This window comes from Aquirufa sp. ROCK2-A2, from assembly GCF_054558485.1.
Window position 1 is genome coordinate 109,556 of sequence record NZ_JBPXKA010000007.1, and the last position, 18,189, is coordinate 127,744.

The 18,189-nt window shown below is 36.2% G+C and carries 18 protein-coding genes; 8 read left to right on the forward strand and 10 right to left on the reverse strand.

Annotation, left to right across the window (positions count from 1 at the left end):
* The first annotated feature begins 90 nt into the window (after positions 1-90).
* The gene (locus tag V7S76_RS10045) at positions 91-798 is read left to right on the forward strand and encodes an XRE family transcriptional regulator (protein ID WP_459509973.1); all 708 of its coding nucleotides are present in this window, start codon (positions 91-93) and stop codon (positions 796-798) included.
* Positions 799-937: 139 nt separating this feature from the next.
* Positions 938-3,061 (forward strand): Tex family protein, encoded by a 2,124-nt coding sequence (locus V7S76_RS10050; protein ID WP_459509974.1) that lies wholly within the window; start codon positions 938-940, stop codon positions 3,059-3,061.
* Positions 3,062-3,113: 52 nt separating this feature from the next.
* Here the strand turns inward: V7S76_RS10050 and V7S76_RS10055 are convergent, their stop codons facing one another.
* The 4 genes from V7S76_RS10055 to V7S76_RS10070 are packed head-to-tail and all read right to left on the reverse strand — an operon-like array spanning position 3,114 to position 6,379.
* The gene (locus V7S76_RS10055; RefSeq protein WP_459509975.1) at positions 3,114-3,434 is read right to left on the reverse strand and encodes a heavy-metal-associated domain-containing protein; all 321 of its coding nucleotides are present in this window, start codon (positions 3,432-3,434) and stop codon (positions 3,114-3,116) included.
* 17 nt (positions 3,435-3,451) lie between these two features.
* Positions 3,452-3,673: a heavy metal-binding domain-containing protein gene (locus V7S76_RS10060; RefSeq protein WP_459509976.1), complete on the reverse strand. Its 222-nt coding sequence runs from the start codon at positions 3,671-3,673 to the stop codon at positions 3,452-3,454.
* Between the two features lie 20 nt (positions 3,674-3,693).
* Positions 3,694-5,925, reverse strand: coding sequence for a TonB-dependent receptor (locus tag V7S76_RS10065; RefSeq protein WP_459509977.1), 2,232 nt, complete (start codon positions 5,923-5,925; stop codon positions 3,694-3,696).
* 40 nt (positions 5,926-5,965) lie between these two features.
* Positions 5,966-6,379, reverse strand: a complete 414-nt coding sequence (locus V7S76_RS10070; RefSeq protein ID WP_459509978.1) for a hypothetical protein — start codon at positions 6,377-6,379, stop codon at positions 5,966-5,968.
* Positions 6,380-6,462: 83 nt separating this feature from the next.
* On the opposite strand from V7S76_RS10070, the gene V7S76_RS10075 reads away from it, so the two are divergent.
* On the forward strand, positions 6,463-8,103 hold the full coding sequence (locus tag V7S76_RS10075) for a S8 family serine peptidase (protein ID WP_459509979.1): 1,641 nt from the start codon (positions 6,463-6,465) through the stop codon (positions 8,101-8,103).
* Between the two features lie 61 nt (positions 8,104-8,164).
* Positions 8,165-9,217 carry an acyltransferase family protein gene (locus tag V7S76_RS10080; RefSeq protein ID WP_459509980.1) on the forward strand — a complete coding sequence of 351 codons (1,053 nt, stop codon included), beginning with the start codon at positions 8,165-8,167 and terminating at the stop codon, positions 9,215-9,217.
* A 68-nt stretch (positions 9,218-9,285) separates the two neighbouring features.
* On the opposite strand, the gene V7S76_RS10085 is transcribed toward V7S76_RS10080, so the two are convergent.
* From V7S76_RS10085 to V7S76_RS10110, 6 genes are all read right to left on the reverse strand, one after another.
* Positions 9,286-9,663: a helix-turn-helix domain-containing protein gene (locus V7S76_RS10085; RefSeq protein WP_459509981.1), complete on the reverse strand. Its 378-nt coding sequence runs from the start codon at positions 9,661-9,663 to the stop codon at positions 9,286-9,288.
* Between the two features lie 131 nt (positions 9,664-9,794).
* Entirely contained in the window at positions 9,795-11,087 is a 1,293-nt protein-coding gene (locus V7S76_RS10090; protein ID WP_459509982.1) for a type II toxin-antitoxin system HipA family toxin, read from the reverse strand.
* A 2-nt stretch (positions 11,088-11,089) separates the two neighbouring features.
* Positions 11,090-11,437 (reverse strand): helix-turn-helix domain-containing protein, encoded by a 348-nt coding sequence (locus V7S76_RS10095; RefSeq protein ID WP_459509983.1) that lies wholly within the window; start codon positions 11,435-11,437, stop codon positions 11,090-11,092.
* A 283-nt stretch (positions 11,438-11,720) separates the two neighbouring features.
* A complete protein-coding gene (locus tag V7S76_RS10100; RefSeq protein WP_459509984.1) occupies positions 11,721-12,635 on the reverse strand; it encodes an ROK family protein in 915 nt (304 codons plus the stop codon).
* 14 nt (positions 12,636-12,649) lie between these two features.
* Complete coding sequence (gene rsgA / locus V7S76_RS10105) at positions 12,650-13,588, reverse strand: ribosome small subunit-dependent GTPase A (protein WP_459509985.1); 939 nt, start codon at positions 13,586-13,588, stop codon at positions 12,650-12,652.
* Positions 13,585-14,781, reverse strand: coding sequence for a 3-deoxy-D-manno-octulosonic acid transferase (locus tag V7S76_RS10110; protein WP_459509986.1), 1,197 nt, complete (start codon positions 14,779-14,781; stop codon positions 13,585-13,587). Before V7S76_RS10110 ends, rsgA begins: the two co-directional genes overlap by 4 nt.
* A gap of 114 nt (positions 14,782-14,895) precedes the next feature.
* Between V7S76_RS10110 and ytxJ the strand changes: the two genes are divergently transcribed.
* The 4 genes from ytxJ to V7S76_RS10130 are packed head-to-tail and all read left to right on the forward strand — an operon-like array spanning position 14,896 to position 18,157.
* Positions 14,896-15,225, forward strand: coding sequence for a bacillithiol system redox-active protein YtxJ (gene ytxJ / locus V7S76_RS10115; protein ID WP_459509987.1), 330 nt, complete (start codon positions 14,896-14,898; stop codon positions 15,223-15,225).
* Between the two features lie 2 nt (positions 15,226-15,227).
* The gene (locus V7S76_RS10120) at positions 15,228-16,076 is read left to right on the forward strand and encodes a hypothetical protein (RefSeq protein ID WP_459509988.1); all 849 of its coding nucleotides are present in this window, start codon (positions 15,228-15,230) and stop codon (positions 16,074-16,076) included.
* A gap of 18 nt (positions 16,077-16,094) precedes the next feature.
* Positions 16,095-16,967 carry a lipoyl synthase gene (gene lipA, locus V7S76_RS10125; protein WP_459509989.1) on the forward strand — a complete coding sequence of 291 codons (873 nt, stop codon included), beginning with the start codon at positions 16,095-16,097 and terminating at the stop codon, positions 16,965-16,967.
* Between the two features lie 11 nt (positions 16,968-16,978).
* A complete protein-coding gene (locus tag V7S76_RS10130; protein ID WP_459509990.1) occupies positions 16,979-18,157 on the forward strand; it encodes a lycopene cyclase family protein in 1,179 nt (392 codons plus the stop codon).
* Positions 18,158-18,189: the final 32 nt, after the last annotated feature.

Consider the following 18,189-nt stretch of genomic DNA (forward strand, 5'->3'; position numbering starts at 1 on the left):
GCAATTTTGAATACATTTTGTAATTTCGAATACTTGTCAATCAATTTTTGAATACCAATTTTATTCAAAAGTATAAAATATTCCAACAACATGAGCACATTTTTTAGTCAAAATTTACGTTTTTTACGCAGCAAGATGACGGAAAAAACTTCCCAAGAAAAAATGGCAGAATTGTTACAAATCAAGAAACCTACACTAGGATCATATGAATCGGGCAGAGCAGAACCCAAATATGCCGATTTAATAGCCATTACTCAGTTTTTCAATGTGGAAATCGATGAAATGCTTACGCAAGATTTATCCACTAAAACGCCAGGAAGCAAAGCCAATAAACTACGAATTTTAGCCACAACGGTTTCTCCAGACAACGAGGAAAACATCGAATTTGTGCCCATCAAAGCGGTAGCTGGTTATGCCAATGCCTATGACGATTTAGATTTCATCAAAGAACTTCCTACATTCCAAGTACCATTTCTATCCAGAGACAGAAAATACCGTGTTTTTCCCATCAAAGGTGATTCCATGCTACCTCTTCAGTCGGGCTCATTGGTTTTTGCGGAATATGTAGAAGATTGGACAGACATAAAAGATGGCACGATTTGTATCGTCGTGACGAAAGAAGATGGCGTAGTATTGAAAAAAGTCATTAATCACTTGAATGAAAAAAATGTCCTCATTCTGAAATCAACCAATAAAATCTTTGACCCATACCCAATCTTAGGCACCGAAATCCAAGAAATCTGGAAATTCGCCGGGTATTTTTACAATGAATTCCCTGAAGAAGAGCAATTTAGGTAATAGGTAAAAGGTAATAGGTAATAGATTGAGTGATTAGTTATTAGTGCCTCATGTCAGTAAAACCCTATTACCTTTATCTATTACCTTTTACCTATTACCTTTTACCTATTATTTTACCTATTACCTTTTAAATCACCCCATGCTTCTTCCCTATAAAAAATTCGCCGATAGCTTACAAATAAGTGAAAATCAAGTTCGTAAAACCATTACTCTATTGGAAGAAGGAGCAACTATCCCTTTTATTTCCCGATACAGAAAAGAAATGACAGGTAGTTTAGATGAAGTCCAAATCGCACAAATACGCGACATGATGGAGTCTTTTATTGAGCTTGAAAAACGCAGAGAAGCCATCCTAAAATCCCTAAAGGAAATGGAAAAACTAAGTCCAGAGCTAGAAAAACAAATTTTAGCCGCTGAGTCATTAGCCAAACTTGAAGACTTATACCTACCCTATAAACCTAAACGAAAAACCAAAGCGACCATTGCAAGAGAAAAAGGACTGCAAGAATTAGCCCATCTGATTTTTCAACAAAGAATGGTAGATATCAATGAAATCGCTAAACCATTTGTGCAAGTGGATAAAGGTGTAAACAATATTGATGAGGCATTAGCGGGTGCACGCGACATTTTAGCAGAGGAAATGATGGAACAGGCCCCAGCAAGAGAAGATGCTCGCGAATTATTTGCCAGACATACCCAGGTTAAATCCAGCGTTCAAAAAGATAAAAAAGAAAGTGGTATCAAGTACAAAGACTATTTCGATTGGTCGGAATCCCTTTCTAATGCCCCTTCGCATCGAATACTAGCTTTATTAAGAGGAGAAAATGAAGGCGTATTGAATCTAAATCTCATCGGACCCGATGAAGAAGTGATTAACCGTTTGGAAAACCGTTACATTACAGGCCGCAATGCCTCCTGCGCTCAAGTGGAATTAGCTATCAAAGATGGTTACAAACGACTCCTTCAGCCTGCTATGGAAACTGAAATGAGAGCAGCAGCCAAGAAAAAAGCAGACGAAGAAGCTATTCGAGTTTTTGCCGAAAACATGAGGCAATTACTTTTAGCCGCTCCATTAGGACAAAAAAGGGTCATAGCACTCGATCCTGGTTTTCGAACAGGTTGTAAACTTGTTTACTTGAATGAACAAGGTAATCTGATGGAAAATACCACAATTTACCCGCATACAGGTCCAGGGCAAGCTCAAGAAGCAGCACAAACCCTAAAACACTGGGTAAAAACGTACCAAGTTGAAGCCATTGCCATTGGAAATGGAACGGCAGGAAGAGAAACCGAAAGCTTTGTAAAAATACTTAATCTACCGAACCTTCAAATCATCATGGTTAATGAAAGCGGTGCTTCTATTTATTCTGCCTCAGCGGTTGCAAGAGAAGAATTTCCAGACAAAGATGTTACCGTTAGAGGTGCGGTTTCCATTGGCAGAAGACTCATGGATCCTTTGGCAGAATTAGTTAAAATTGATCCTAAATCGATTGGCGTAGGACAATACCAACATGATGTCGATCAAAAGAAATTACAAGCATCTCTAGACGATACTGTCATCTCTTGCGTCAATTCCGTTGGTGTAGAAATCAATACCGCTTCTAAACAAATTCTATCCTATATTTCTGGCCTAGGACCTCAATTAGCTCAAAATATCGTAGATTATCGTAGTAAAAATGGCCCATTCAAAAAAAGGTCTGAATTGAAAAAAATACCAAGATTAGGCGAAAAAGCATTTGAACAAGCTGCTGCCTTTTTAAGAATTCGAAATGCCTCTAATCCTCTGGATGCAAGCGCTGTTCACCCTGAGCGATATGATTTGGTAGAAAAAATGGCCAAAGATGTAGGTTGCAAAGTCGGCGATTTACTGAATTCTGACACCTACCGCAAACAAATTAAATTAAGTCAATATGTGAGTCAAGAAGTAGGATTACCTACCTTAAATGATATCATGGATGAATTAGCTAAACCAGGGCGCGACCCAAGAGAACAATTCGAAACATTTTCTTTTACCGAAGGTGTTAATGAAATCAAAGATTTACGAATTGGTATGAAACTACCAGGAATTGTTACCAACATTACCAATTTTGGTGCATTTGTTGACATTGGCGTCCATCAAGACGGGCTCGTTCACGTAAGCCAACTAGCCAATAAATTCGTCAAAGACCCCAACGAGGTAGTAAAAGTCTCCCAAAAAGTGATCGTAACGGTCACCGAAATAGATGAAGCCAGAAAAAGAATTGCGCTATCAATGAAAATGTGAAAATCAGTTATTAGGTATTAGTTTGTCCATGCCTAATAATTAATAACTAAAATCACTTCTTTTTACAGCAATCTGATAACTTATCATATCCAGCTTTTTCTGCAGGCATATCATCCGCATCATATCCCACCTCAGCAATTGCCTTGCGAATGGCTAAGGCATTGGTTTTCTCTGAATTATATTCAACTGTAACCACTTTATCATCTAAATTCAAATTAGCACTTTTCACTCCTTTAGTCAAAGCCAAATTCTTTTCAATCTTCGATTTACACATTTCGCAAATCGCTGAAGTCTTTACCTTTAAAATCTCCTTAGGACCAGCCACTAATATGGTAGGCATTGACAACAATGTGAATAAAATCAACTTCTTCATTTTGTATTCCGTTTAAATTATTTCTTTGCTACTACTAATTTTAAGTCCATTGTACATGCTGGACACTTCCCTTTTTTGGCATAGGTTTTTTCACCCTCACATTTCATTGGACACTGATAAGCCTCTTTTTTATCTGATTTACCAGCCTTTTTCTCTTGCTTTACTTTCGCGTGATCATGTTGAGCATTTGCTACAAAAGATCCCAAAATAATCGCTGACATTAACATGAACTTTTTCATAAGCATCTATTTTAAATTAATTATTGAATTTTATAACGCATACCAATATAAATCATCCTTCCTACAATCGGCCCCCAAACCATGGATGCATCAAAATTGACCGAAAATGGATCATTGGCATGGTGTATTGGATTTTCCTGCGTAAAATTAAACAGATTTTCTCCACCTACATACATTTCCCATTTTTTAAATTGTTTACTAACCTGGGCATAAACCGTTGAAAATGGAGGAGCATAAACTTGCGCCAATGTATTCGTGGCAGCATGCACATGCCCATCACTGGCATCTGGAATTCTCCTATCTCCATTCCATTGCCAAGTTAAATCAAACTTCCAAATGTCAAATGGTGTCGCATATGCCAAATTAAGCAATACTCGATCACTATTGACAAATGCCTTACTTAATCGACTTAATTTACCATCCACAGTTCGATAATCGGCTTGCACATCTTGGTACCGATATGCAGCTTTAATTTCAAACCTTTTGAATGGACTGTAATTCAATTCGGATTGAAAGCTAGTGGCATATGAAATTCCAGGACTCGAATACATCCAAATACTAGCAGCATTTTCCATGTCAACCATCCATTGATTTTGAAAATTGGTTTGAAAAGCATCAAAAACCAAATTAGCCGGACGACCTAAAAGCATAAATGTATGCGTTAAAGTCATACCAAAATTATCAGCTTTTTCCACGGGGTCAGCTCTAGAATCAATTTGCAATCTTCTTTGATTCACTAAATAACCCATATTTTCAGCCAAATAATTTACCCTCCGCCAACCTTTACCAAAGGAAGCTCTTGCAATCCACTGAGTATTTATATCCCATTTAGCATGAACACGCGGTATAAATTGAACACCATATAAATTATGCCAATCGAGCCGATTACCCAAAATTAGAATCAATTTATTTGGCATCGTATACGTATATTCAGCAAAAACACCAGGCACTAATTCCGACCTAGCAAATCCATTTTCCAAATAGTTTTCCTGATAGGAATCGTATAAAAAGCTGGATCCTGCCTTCCAGGTATGGTTGGTTGTACCAATGATCGACTGATAAATTAAATTTCCATAGAAGCTCTGCTCTCTTCCCTGATAAGCTTTTAAGCCAAAATAAGAATCATTGGAATGATTTGCACTTGATAAAATCAAGCCCAATCCCTTATAGGGTTTATCAGGGAAAAGTCGGGCCATTTTTGAAAATAATTCGATCCGGGAAGTATTACTTCCGAAACCATATACGGCATATCTTTTGCTTGATGAAGGATCAAAATTGGATTGACCTCCTACCCGATTCTCATACAAATAATTACCTCCAAATTGAACCATCCAATGATCTGAGGAATATTTCCATCGATTCAATACATTCACCAATTGAAACAAAGGCAAATCCAAAAATCCATCACCATTTCCATCAATTCGACTAGCTTGTTGAGAGTAATGAGTGAAAATTCCCATCGATAAGTTCGAATTAAATCGATGTGCCCCTTGTTGATTGAGTTCAAATCGCCCTTGTGAATTTGCATAGGCGTTTAAAAAGTAGGCTTCAGACGTATCTGGTTTGGCCAATTCCACATTTATGGCACCTGTCATGGATTCATAGCCATTGACAACTGAACTCTGTCCTTTGGCTAAATCGATGGATTTCACCCATGTTCCAGGTAAATAATTCAAACCATATGTCGATTTCAATCCACGAACAGAAGGCATATTTTCCACATTCGTTTGAACATAAGTACCCGCTAATCCCAACAATTGAATTTGTTTGGCGCCCGTCACCGCATCCGAGAAATTAACCGATACAGAGGCATTGGTTTCAAAACTCTCCGACAAATTACAACAAGCCGCTTTTGCCAAAGTTTTCATGCTTAAAATTTCCGTATGAATCGTCGAGAACTCATCCTGTCCTCCCGGTTTAGCAAAAACCTTAATATCTTTCAATTCCTCATTACGCAATCTCAAATGAATGTGTAAAAATTTGTTGGAATCTACAAAAACGGAATCCGAATTATAGCCTTGATAACTAATCAGTAACCATCCTGTTTTCCCTTGAGTATCCAATTGAAATGCACCTTTGGCATCTGTCAAAACCCCTATCTTCAGGGGCTTAAAGAATACAGAAGAGCCCACGAGATCTTCCATATTTCCCGCATCATCCAAACTCATCACCCGTCCAGAAATGGTTTGACCTAACGATTCAAAAACGAGGAAAAAGAAGGCTAAAAAAATAAAATAATTGATTGATTTCATATCTAATTGATTAAAGTGAAAATACATTTTCTCTTTAATATCAAATTAAATACGATTGTAAAACAGCCAATCGGACCGAATGGCTAGGAGGATGAACAAAATATCCAAAAAAAACTTTTGAGATTACCTGAATACCAAATTGCCTACCATATGAAAATGCCGAATTCAAAATACCGGGAGAAATCAAAAACAAAGCAAATGATTTCAGCTTTTCAACAGAGAAATTAAACTTTACAACATATTGATTATAGGCACAACATGACGATTTGGATAAGATAGTAGATTTATTGGAATTGATGGAAACATTTCGCTTGCAACATGATTGATTGTTGGCAATCATCCATTTTTTGCTTCCTGTAACTAAACACTTCTTTGATTGAAATGCGAATCCTACTTGACCCATCAATAGCCAAAATGCAAACAAAATCAAAAAAACACGTTGAAATGCTTTCATTATTACATAGAATACGTACAAAAATACACAATAATTGTATTGCTAGTCATTCTTAATTAATTTACATCTTAAATATTTGTTCGGTGTTGAGAAAAATCATTTTAGTTTATTTCTTATTTAGTTTAGGCTTCATTTCAAAAGGGCAAATTGGCACCTATCGATACTTGATCCAATTCAAAGACAAAAATAATTCCACTTTTACTACTCAAAATCCTTCCGCTTTTGTCACACAAAAATCCATTGACCGCAGAAAAAAAAACAATATCACTTTTACGGAACAAGATTTGCCTGTTAATAATTCCTTTTTAAAAGAAATTTCTGCTTTGGGTATCAAAATAATTTACCCTTTGAAATGGATTAATTCGGTTCTTATTCAAACCAGTCCCGATAAAATCAAAGCGGTTTTAACCAATAAAAATGTAAAAGGAATGTATTTTCCTTTTGCCTTGGATTCCTTGGCAACCAAATCAGGAAATACAAATGTCAGCCCTCCAAATCCCGTTTTGAATAGTAGGCTAGCTGACATTTCATATGGGAATTCTCTGACTCAAAATACCCAATTAGGGACAGATAAAATGCATGCGAGCGGTATTACTGGAAAAAATGTACTGATAACATTATTGGATGAAGGATATTTAAATGCCGATGTTGTTACGTACTTACAACAAGTAAGAGATCAAAAAAGAATCATCGCAACCCTTTGCACAAGTCCCAACAGAACCAGCGTTTACAATGAAGGCAAACATGGAACGAATGTCATGAGTACGATAGCGGCTTATGTACCTGATAAATTAATTGGAACTGCGTTCAATGCTAATTTTGCCTTGGCACAAACCGAAGAAGGTTTAACTGAATTTCCAGTAGAAGAAGTCAATTGGCTAAGGGGGGCAGAATGGGCGGATAGTTTAGGAACTGACATCATTAGCTCTTCTTTGGGTTATTCCACCTTTGATAATAGTTTTTATAATCATGCGTACAATAACTTAGATGGTAAAACGGTACTTAGTACATTAGCAGCTAATTGGGCATCGGAAAGAGGTATTATTTGTGTCATAAGCGCAGGCAATGAGGGTGATAAAGCATGGAAATACATTAGTTCTCCTGCTGATGCTTTGGACATATTAGCTGTGGGCGCTGTTGATGGAAAAGCTCTTAAAGCGAGTTTCAGTTCCTTTGGCCCAAGCTATGACCAGCGAATTAAACCTGATGTTTCAGCGATGGGGCAAGCAACGGTTTTAGGATCGATTACAAGTACAATCGGGACTGGAAATGGAACCTCCTTTTCTGCTCCCTTAATTGCAGGATTAGCAGCAGGTTTAATTGAAAAATTTCCAAAAAAAACCGCTAAACAAATCATGAATGGCATTCGAAAATCTGCTTCTCAGAGTAGCAATCCCGACAATAATCTAGGCTATGGCATTCCCAATTATGAAAAAGCCTTACCACTCATTGACCCCATTTTAAGTATTGAACCTACCCATTTTCAAGAAATAAGCGTTTATCCAAATCCAGCTATGCTTGGACAAAAAATTAGTTTGAAACGAGAATTGGAAACCCCTTTACAAGTAGAAATTTTGTCGCCTTTTGGACAAGAAATAATTCAATTTGAATGGAAAACTAATTTCAAAGAAATTTATTTAGGCCCGATACAAATTGGGAAATATTATGTTAGATTCACTTCCGAATTTGATCAAAAAGTAATTCCGATCATCATTAGTCATTAAACCTATTATGAAAACTCGATTTTTATCTCTAGACATTCTGCGTGGCATAACCCTTGCGGCCATGATATTAGTTAACACTTCCGGCAATGGCGAATTTACCTATGCTCCTTTAAAACATGCCCAATGGCATGGATTTACCCCCACTGACTTAGTATTTCCAACCTTTCTTTTCATGGTGGGAGTTGCCATGCGCTTTTCGTTCAAATCATTCAATTATACCTTGACACCCATTTTGAGAAATAAAATCATCAAAAGAACCTTGATGTTGTTTTTGATCAATTACATCATATTTTATTTTCCTTTTCTGGATTTTGATATTTCAAAACTTCGATTTCTCAATGTTCTGCCTCGAATAGCGCTATCTTATTGTGCCATTTCATTTCTTGTTTTACAAGTTTCAGAAAAGTGGCTAACCAGAGTTAATATAGTTATTTTACTAACCTTTTGGGCCATCATGGGATTTTTTGGTGAGCCCGGTGCCGCCTATGAATTAGCCACAAATGCAGTAAGAAAATTGGATTTATTCTTGTTTGGCGCAGATCATTTATACCATGGAAATGGATTAGCATTTGACCCTGAGGGACTTTTAAGTACGCTACCTGCTTTTTCAACTTGCCTATTTGGCTACCAAACCAGTTTGTATTTGGAAAAACAAAGAGCCAAAAATGCTCCGATAGTACCGACACTTATTGCCTTTGGAATTGGATTAATAATCCTGGCATTACTTTGGGATGTAGCCTTTCCGATTAATAAGAAATTATGGACCAGCTCATTTGTTTTAATATGTGCTGGAATTGATTTTATCTTGATTAGTTTAACGTATTGGTGGATTGAGGTCAAAGAGAAACATTTTGCCAACACATTTTTCTTGGTTTTCGGTACAAATTCAATTTTAGCTTATGCCATTTCAGAAGTACTTGCCATCCAATTGGATAAATTCAAAATTGCGGAAGGAGATGGTTTAACATCCGCAAATACATGGATTTATTGGCATATTTTTGAACCCATATTTGGAAAATACAATGGTTCATTGGCCTATGCAATTGCCTTCGTACTTGTTTGTTGGAGTATTTGCTATGTATTTTATAAAAAGAAGATATTTTTGAAAGTATAAAATGCTTTTTTTTAACACGGAGATCACAAAGAATATTAAATTAAAACTTTGTGCCTTCGTGGTAAAATTCATTCCCTCCCCAATTCTTTACGGAGGCGCTCATTTTCCTCTTCTAATTTCTTCACATATTTAATCAAATATTCGTCAGAGTGGTAATGAACAGAACTAGCTTTGGTACCAATACCTTGAATCACATTATTATTGTTGACATTGAAAATTTGGGTAGCATCAAAGTTCATTAATTGAGAAAGTTCTACTCCCAAAATACCTGCAATTTGTTGAATTCTATTTAATGAGACATCAATTTCACCTCTTTCCAACTTAGAATACCCACTCAATGAAAGATCCAAATCCGATGCCATTTGCTGACGTGAAATGTTTTTCATTTCACGAATTCGCTTGATATTCTCGTAGATTTTAGGTTCAGTTTCGAAGGTATTTTCCATAGTCATAACACTTTGAGTTCAAAAAAAGTAGTTTGAGAGGTAAATTAGTAAGATAATTTGACAATTAAAACTAAGGGTGAAAAATTTGCCAAGCGATTTTATCTAAAAAAAATAACAACTTCAAGGGTAAGTTATAAAGTCAAATGGGACTTTCCTATCAATTCTCTATATTTAACAGCAACATTTGACATTTCAGCAAAATCATTCCAATTGCCAACGTTATCGCTAATCTGTTGAATAATGGCATTCGCATTTTTCAAATTCATGGCTTTGGCAACAATCAATAGATCCTCTTTGGTAATATTTTTTCTTTTACCATTAACACTTAAATTGTGTTGACTTACCCAACTACTATCAGGACGATAAGCAAAACAAATATCATAAGCTGGAGCTAATTCCCAAACGCCATTTTTTTTCAGCATAAAGGCGAAATTTTTTGTGTGGTCATCACAATTTCTAGCGATGACATTAAAAACCATCCTTCTAAACATTTGTTCTGCTTGAGAATACGGTAGCTTTAACAATCGCATCGTTTGAAATACTTGTTCATAACTAAAACTTGCTATTTGATTGAAATCATAATGCTGTAGGGCACAAAGTGTCTGAATATGGTGTTTTTGTTCACCTCCATCTCGGTCAAATCGTTTAGTCATAAAATGAGATCGCCCATTTTCTTCCAATAGTCGACTCTCCATCATCTCAATTCCACAAGCACGCGCCATCAAATAATAAGCCATTTCAATTCTCCCATAGCCTTTCTTTTCACCGAATTGCACATCACTAACAGTGTCCAATTTTATCAACCAGTGTTCAAACCCTTTGGGAGCAATCGTTTGACCTGATTTCACTTGTCCCGTTTTTTCATTATAAGCAATGATCGCTTTCGGACGAGCTCCTCCGGCAGACGTTCCAATTTTAAGAATATCCATCATCGCTTTTTCATCATCCTCCTTCAAGTTTGTTTCGAAACTTTCTCTTTTGGATAACATATTTTGAGAAATATTTATCAAGGAATCTACCTCAATATCAAAAGCTCTTTTATTTGTTTTCAAGTGAGAAGGTTCAAATTCCAACGCTCCCATCCCTCTGGTACCTATAAAACATAAAAGTTCTACTGGATTCATACTATTTTCGGGACGACCATTTTGCACCAGCCAATGATTAATTAATTGATTACCATAATCGTCTGGCAACACATCTGCCAACAAACCAGGTAAACCTTTAAACGTATTCGTATTACTAAGATCTGGGAATGAAAAAATTTGTCTATGGCTATTGGCTAATGGCATTTTTAAGGGTGCTAAATCAAAACTAGTACCAATAAAAGAAGCAGTATATTCAAAACTAGCCATTCCAGTCGCATCATTCCATACAACTGCGCCAACTGTTTCTCCCCAAATTTTCACAAATGCTGTTGTTATCATGATTACCAGCTTGAAGGATTATCATTTTCTTTACTTGAACCTCTAGACCTTTTTCGTTTTTTCAAAGCCTGTTTAGCCAACAACAAAGGGCTAATTTCCTCTTGAATGGCAAAAATTTTCATGACATAGAGTAAATCCAAAACCCTTAAAACTTGTATGAGTGTTGGGACAGTAATGGACTCCCCTTTTTCAAGTAAACTCAAAGTAGATCGACTAATATTAGCAGCTGCAGAAACATCCTCTTGTGTCTTATTTTGAAACAAACGGTGATGTTTCACAAATGCACCAATGGTCTTCGCGAGTGAATAATCACTCATTTCAACCCAATTATTGTATTGATTATCATTCATAAAATAACATTTAAATACTTAATGACTGATTTATAATACAAAATTAGTGATAAAATATAAGTATTTCAAAAATAGTTTATTTATATACCCCAATTATCTACAAAGACTCAAAATCCAACTTCTTTCATCACCAAGAATCTAAAATTTTTAAAATCCTTCAAAGTAGCAAAAATCGATTCCTAAATCACATGTATTTTAAACGAGATAATTCTTACTAAAAAAGCCCCAGAAGGAGCTTTTTAATAACCAAAATATTGAACGTAATTTAAACTTTGCCTCCGCCCTACACAAACAACATCGCCGCACCAAATACCCCAGCGCTGTCACCTAGTTTGGGTTTGACTATTTGAGTATGCACCTCGCCGGAATTAAAAATGTATTTCTTGATGCGTTCATAGCCTTCTGTATAAAGTAAGTCAATATTGCCTACGCCTCCTCCAATCACAATCACTTCTGGATCTATCACATTAATCAAGGTAGAAATTGCTCTACCAAAATATTCCAACAACCTATCAATGGTCTCCTCCGCGATCTTATCTTCTTTTGCCTCCGCCAATCGTAAAATTTCTTTTAACTTTAATTTTCGGCCTGATTTCTTCTCATAAAATTGCTCCAAGGCTGGGCCTGAAATGACATTTTCTACACAACCAGCTTTGCCGCAATAACATGGGGTTCCACCCTCTTCCAAAATATTATGTCCCCACTCGCCTCCTATGCCATGCAATCCATTCACAATTTTACCATGCACGACCAAACCTCCTCCTACTCCTGTGCCCATGATTACTCCAAAAGCCGACTCCGCATTGGGATTAATGTCTTTCACTGCCCCTAACAAAGTTTCTGCCAATGCAAAGGAATTGGCATCGTTGGCTAATTTCACTTCTACTCCCAATATTTCCTCCAAATCCCTCGCCAAATACTTTCCATTCAAACAGGTGGTATTGCAATTTTTCATAGTCAAGGTCCTTGGATTCATCACTCCTGGCGTAGCAAATCCAATTTGAGTTGGCTGAATGGCTATTTTTTCAATTACCCTGTCAACTAAGGATTTTATTTGATGCAATATGTGCTCATATCCCTTTGCCGATTCGGTATCAATGCGCTCCCGAATGACCACTTTTGTGGGATCTTTTTTGTCTAAAACCGCACATTCAATTTTTGTTCCTCCTAAATCAATACCCCAAAGTAAATTTTCCATAGTTTATAAAAGGTTTATCTTCGATTATCATCATTTTCCAACATACTCAAATAACTCATATACCTTGTAACAGCTATTTCTCCTTCGTCCACCGCTGCACGTACCACACAACCTGGTTCACTCAAATGCATGCAATTATTGAATTTACAGTCGCCCAATAAGGCCCGCATCTCCGGAAAATAATGCGCTAATTCATCTTTTTCAATTTCCAAAATGCCTAATTCCTTAATTCCCGGACTATCGATCAAATAGGTCTTTTCGCCCAATTCCCACATGGTTGCATAAGTCGTTGTATGCACACCTTTTTGAGCAAAATCAGAAATGGCTTTGGTTTTTATGTTCAAATCTGGCGCAACAATATTCAATAAGCTGGATTTCCCTACCCCTGAATGTCCCGACATCAATGATACTTTACCTTGAAACATTTCTTTGAATTCATCAATACCTTCATTGTTAGGAATAGAAGTAAATAAAATACCATACCCCAATTCTTGATACAATCCAGCCCATTCAAAAACCTGATCTTTTTCTTCTTCCGTTAGCAAATCCATTTTATTGAATACAATTTGAACTGGAATTCGGAAAGCCTCTGCTGTTACTAAAAAACGATCTAAAAAACCCAAAGATGTTTTCGGAAATTTATAGGTCATGATAAAAATGGCTTGATCCACATTGGCCGCCAATAATTGACCTTGACCTGTTTTATGTACTGATTTCCGAATTAAATAATTGGTTCGTGGTAAAATTTCTTCAATTACAACCGTTTGATTAGCTTCATCCTCAATAAAAAACATCACCCAATCTCCTACCGCTATTGGATTAGAAGTCTTGGGACCATTTAATTTAAACTTACCTTTCAATCTACCAGAAAACACTTTTCCCGATTCCGAACGAATCTCATACCAAGAACCGGTCGATCGAATAATTAATCCCTTGATTAATTCATTACTCATATTTTCGTTTGAATAAAGTTCATAATTTGATCCTTAGCACCAATATTCGTTGAAATATAGGCCTTTGATTTCTTTTTAATCTCCTCTAAATGCATGGGATTTTGAAAAAAATTATCCATTTTTAAAATAAATTCTTCCGAATTTGCTACCGGAAATGCAATTCCCAAATCTATTAAATCGCAAGCTTCTTTGAATTTTCTAAAATTCTTATTTCCAAAAAACAAAGCCAGACCAAAAACGGCGGCCTCCAATGTATTATGTAATCCTTTCCCAAAAGAACCGCCAATATAAGCAAATGAAGCTCCTTTGTACAAGGTAGAAAGTCGGCCAATTTCATTAACAATTAATACCTCTTTATCGAAAATTTCATCCGAGATATTCCCTACAGAAAACAGGGCAGGACGATTAATCTGATTCTTCCACGAATTCAACTCGTCTTGATGTATTTCATGAGGAACTATAATCCACTTCAAAGGCCATTTATATGAATTAATGATGGGAATAAGCATTTGCATATCTGCTTCCCAAACAGAGCCTAAAACGATAAACTCAGAACCATTTAAAAATGCCTCAGCTAAATCCCAGGATTCTACTACCTTAGACATTTGATCTACCCGATCAAATCGAGTATCACCTGCAACTTGAACTTGCTCCACTTGAATGGATTCTAACAGCACTTTTGATGCCAGATCTTGGACAAAAATTTGACTAAATGATTTGACAATATTTCGATAAAAGCCACCATACCATTGAAAAAACACAGAATTTTCTCGAAAAATGGCGGATACCAATAGACTAGGAATATTTCTTTTTTGGATTTCCATTAAATAAAAATACCAATATTCATATTTGACAAAAATGACCATTTGAGGTTTTACAAGATCCAAGAACCTGACTGAAGACCTTTTACTATCCAAAGGCAAATAACTGACCCAATCAACCAAAGGATAATTTTTTCGAATTTCATATCCAGAAGGCGAAAAAAAAGTAAGTAAGATAAAATATTTCGGATATTTTTCTTTCAGTGCATCTATGATAGGTCTTCCTTGTTCAAATTCTCCAAGAGATGCAGCATGTACCCAAATAAGGGGTTTAGAGTTATTTTTCAACTTTTCTTCCAAACTTTCCCATACGTGATCTTGTCCTTCGGACCATAATTTCGCCTTGACATGGAACTTTGAAACAAGCCTCAAGGTTTGCCGATATAAAAACAAGCTAAAAGAATAAAGCCAAACTCTCAAGTTTTTCTTAAATTTGATGTTGAATCGTTAAAATTACGAAATTAGACTTATATCCGCATCATGCATATGAACTGGAATGATTTAACTGAAGAAGTACAATTGGATGAAATCATCACTCATTCACATCAAAAGCCCATTCTTATTTTCAAGCATAGTACGAGATGCTCCATTTCTTCTACGGCACTTAATCGATTAGAGAGAGCTTGGAATGCAGAAGAAAGTCCAGCTTACCTATTGGATTTAATTTCTTTCAGACCTATTTCACAAAAAATTGCTGATATATTTGCGGTGGAACACCAATCACCACAAGTTTTGGTTATTTCCAATGGAAAATGCACCTACTCTGCTACACATTGGGACATTTCCATGGACGAAATTAAACCACATTTAAATTAATAATGAAAAAGCTTCTACTCGCAACATTGATTCTTCTGACATCCCCTTTATTTTTATGGGGCCAAAGAAAGACCATACAAGTAGAAGCACCTAGTACAACAAAAAAGAATTCCAATACAACAATCAGCAAAAACAGAGTTAATCCTCCTTCAAAAAGTTCGACAATAGCGCCAAAAAAAGAATCCGATGAATTACATACGTGGGCCATTGGATTAAGTACATCTACCAATTCAGGAGTTATCGGTGGAGTAAATTTTAGAAATGTTTGGGGCAAAAAAAATAAGTCATTAAATGTCATCAATGTAGATTTAGCCCATATAAAAGATTACCGTGAATTCACTTCACCCTATTCCTACAATGGTCAAACCTACATAGAAGGTAAATTAAATTATTTATACACTATTCGGCCAGAATACGGCAAAGAAATAACTTTGCTTAAAAAAGCGAGTCAAGGTGGCCCAGCACTAAAAGGTATTTTCACCACAGGCCCAACCATTGGATTGCAAGCTCCTTATATGGTGGATATTGCCTATAGCTCCAACAATCCTATTGGTAATAATACCATTTCAGTATCCATGAAAGATTTATTGGATAACAAATACCCAAGCGCGGGAATCGTTAGAGAATCCGGAATGTTTTCCAGTGTGGGAAAAAGCATCTTGGTTCCTGGTTGGCACCTTAAATCAGCTTTAAACATAGAATTTAACTCAGAAAAAAGCAGCTATATGGCCATTGAAGTAGGATTTATCATTGATGTATTCAATAATCCCATCGAAATGTTAAACCAAAGCACCCAAAGACCGGTTTATACCACTGGTTACCTTACTTTTTTACTGGGTAGAACGAAATAGAATTTACTTCGCAAAAACATGATTGAATTACCTCAAATAAATCCAGCAGCAAACACGAATCGTAAACCCGATTGGTTAAGAGTAAAATTACCCATCGGAGAGAAATATACAAACGTTCGTAAAATTGTGGATGAATATAAATTACATACCATTTGCCAATCAGGTAATTGCCCCAATATGGGCGAATGCTGGGGAGAAGGTACAGCCACATTCATGATTTTAGGAAATGTTTGTACGCGATCTTGCACCTTTTGTGCGGTAGCGACAGGTAGACCTCAAGAATATGATGAAGATGAACCTCGAAGAGTAGCTGAAGCCATCCGATTAATGAAAGTAAAACATGCGGTTATCACTTCTGTTAATCGAGATGAATTAAAAGATAAAGGGGCTGAAATTTGGTACCAAACTGTAAGAGCGGTAAAAGAAGAAACGCCACAAACAACTATTGAAACCTTAATTCCGGATGTCAAAGCAAACTGGGATGCTCTCATTCGTATGATTGAAGGTGGGCAAGAAGTTGTTTCTCACAACATGGAAACAGTAGCTAGATTGTACCGTTATGTTCGTCCTCAAGCAAAATATGAAAGAAGTTTGGAACAAATAAAGCGAACCAAAGAATTTGGAAAGCGAAATAAATCGGGCATTATGTTAGGTTTAGGTGAAACAAAAGACGAGGTCTTACAAGCCATGGATGATTTGGTGAATAATGGCTTAGACGTTTTAACGCTTGGTCAATATTTGCAACCAACCAAAATGCACCATGAAGTTATTGAATGGATCCACCCTGATACCTTTGCCATGTACAAAGAAGAAGGTTTAAAAAGAGGATTAGCCTATGTGGAATCAGGCGCCTTGGTTCGATCTAGTTATCATGCAGAAAGACACATTTAATTAAGTTAGCTATGCGATTACCATCACCCAATCAAACTGAATATTCGTATATTATCGCCGGTGGAGGACTAGCAGGACTATCTTTAGCCTATTATTTAAGTAAAAGTACATTGGCCAAAGAAACGGTTTTAATCATTGACGAGCATCAAAAAGGTTCTAATGATAAAACTTGGTGTTATTGGTCCAAAGAAAAAGAAGAATTCGATTCAATAGCTGAAAAAGAATGGTCAAAAATTACCATTTCCCCCAAATTAGCTCCCAGCGATTTATTCGATATTACACCCTACAAATACAAAAAAATCAAAAGTGAAGATTGGTATAATCTGATCAAAAATCAATTAGTTAAACATCCCAATTTTCAATTCCTACAAGCTAAAATTCAACAAATTCATTACGCAGGTGTGGGTGTGAATGTGGAAACGAGTAAGGGAAATTACCTGGCTACCAAAAAAGTATTCGATAGCATTTCCCCCTTTCCCATCGATATGAATAATCCTTTACATGTTAAACAGCATTTTTTAGGATGGAATATAGAGAGTAACTTCCCCGCCTTCAAATCGGAAAGTGCCCATTTATTTGATTTTAGAGTATCAACTGGAAGGGATTGCGAATTCATGTATGTATTGCCCATTAATTCACATACAGCCCTATTTGAACATACCTTTTTTTCGGGAACATTGCGAGAAAAAGAATATTACAAACATAAAATCAAGGCCTATTTAGCTGCATATTACGATCTGAAAGAGGATGATTATCAAATAAAAGAAGAAGAATATGGGGTAATTCCTATGGTAGAATTAGAAAACACGAACCAATTTCTTCATCAAAAATGGATTAAAATCGGGACACCCGCTGGATTTGTTAAATCAACCTCAGGTTATAGTTTTTTACGCACTCAACATATTTGTCAAGAATTAGTCAATAATTTGGCAGATGGGAATTTTGAAGCAAAATTGATTCAAAAAAGTATTTTTAAGCGTTTTATTGATCGGGTTTTCCTTCGAGTTTTGAGTGAATCAGACTTGAGCGGTCATGAAATTTTTGAAGCACTTTTTAAAAATAATTCGCCCATATTGATTCTAAAATTTTTGGAAGAGGATACAAATATCTTCGAAGATTTGAAAATCATGTCAAGCGTACCTACTACCCCATTTTTCAAAGCTGCAATTACAGAGCTTTTCAAAAAGTAGATAAAGATTAATTTCTTTTTGCTCCTTGCTAT

Excerpts from the sequence above, each read along its gene's own strand:
- V7S76_RS10045 (WP_459509973.1), top strand. The coding sequence starts at position 91 with ATGAGCACATTTTTTAGTCAAAATTTACGTTTTTTACGCAGCAAGATG.
- V7S76_RS10050 (WP_459509974.1), top strand. The coding sequence starts at position 938 with ATGCTTCTTCCCTATAAAAAATTCGCCGATAGCTTACAAATAAGTGAA.
- V7S76_RS10055 (WP_459509975.1), bottom strand. The coding sequence starts at position 3,434 with ATGAAGAAGTTGATTTTATTCACATTGTTGTCAATGCCTACCATATTA.
- V7S76_RS10060 (WP_459509976.1), bottom strand. The coding sequence starts at position 3,673 with ATGAAAAAGTTCATGTTAATGTCAGCGATTATTTTGGGATCTTTTGTA.
- V7S76_RS10065 (WP_459509977.1), bottom strand. The coding sequence starts at position 5,925 with ATGAAATCAATCAATTATTTTATTTTTTTAGCCTTCTTTTTCCTCGTT.
- V7S76_RS10070 (WP_459509978.1), bottom strand. The coding sequence starts at position 6,379 with ATGAAAGCATTTCAACGTGTTTTTTTGATTTTGTTTGCATTTTGGCTA.
- V7S76_RS10080 (WP_459509980.1), top strand. The coding sequence starts at position 8,165 with ATGATATTAGTTAACACTTCCGGCAATGGCGAATTTACCTATGCTCCT.
- V7S76_RS10085 (WP_459509981.1), bottom strand. The coding sequence starts at position 9,663 with ATGGAAAATACCTTCGAAACTGAACCTAAAATCTACGAGAATATCAAG.
- V7S76_RS10090 (WP_459509982.1), bottom strand. The coding sequence starts at position 11,087 with ATGATAACAACAGCATTTGTGAAAATTTGGGGAGAAACAGTTGGCGCA.
- V7S76_RS10095 (WP_459509983.1), bottom strand. The coding sequence starts at position 11,437 with ATGAATGATAATCAATACAATAATTGGGTTGAAATGAGTGATTATTCA.
- V7S76_RS10100 (WP_459509984.1), bottom strand. The coding sequence starts at position 12,635 with ATGGAAAATTTACTTTGGGGTATTGATTTAGGAGGAACAAAAATTGAA.
- rsgA (WP_459509985.1), bottom strand. The coding sequence starts at position 13,588 with ATGAGTAATGAATTAATCAAGGGATTAATTATTCGATCGACCGGTTCT.
- ytxJ (WP_459509987.1), top strand. The coding sequence starts at position 14,896 with ATGAACTGGAATGATTTAACTGAAGAAGTACAATTGGATGAAATCATC.
- V7S76_RS10120 (WP_459509988.1), top strand. The coding sequence starts at position 15,228 with ATGAAAAAGCTTCTACTCGCAACATTGATTCTTCTGACATCCCCTTTA.
- lipA (WP_459509989.1), top strand. The coding sequence starts at position 16,095 with ATGATTGAATTACCTCAAATAAATCCAGCAGCAAACACGAATCGTAAA.
- V7S76_RS10130 (WP_459509990.1), top strand. The coding sequence starts at position 16,979 with ATGCGATTACCATCACCCAATCAAACTGAATATTCGTATATTATCGCC.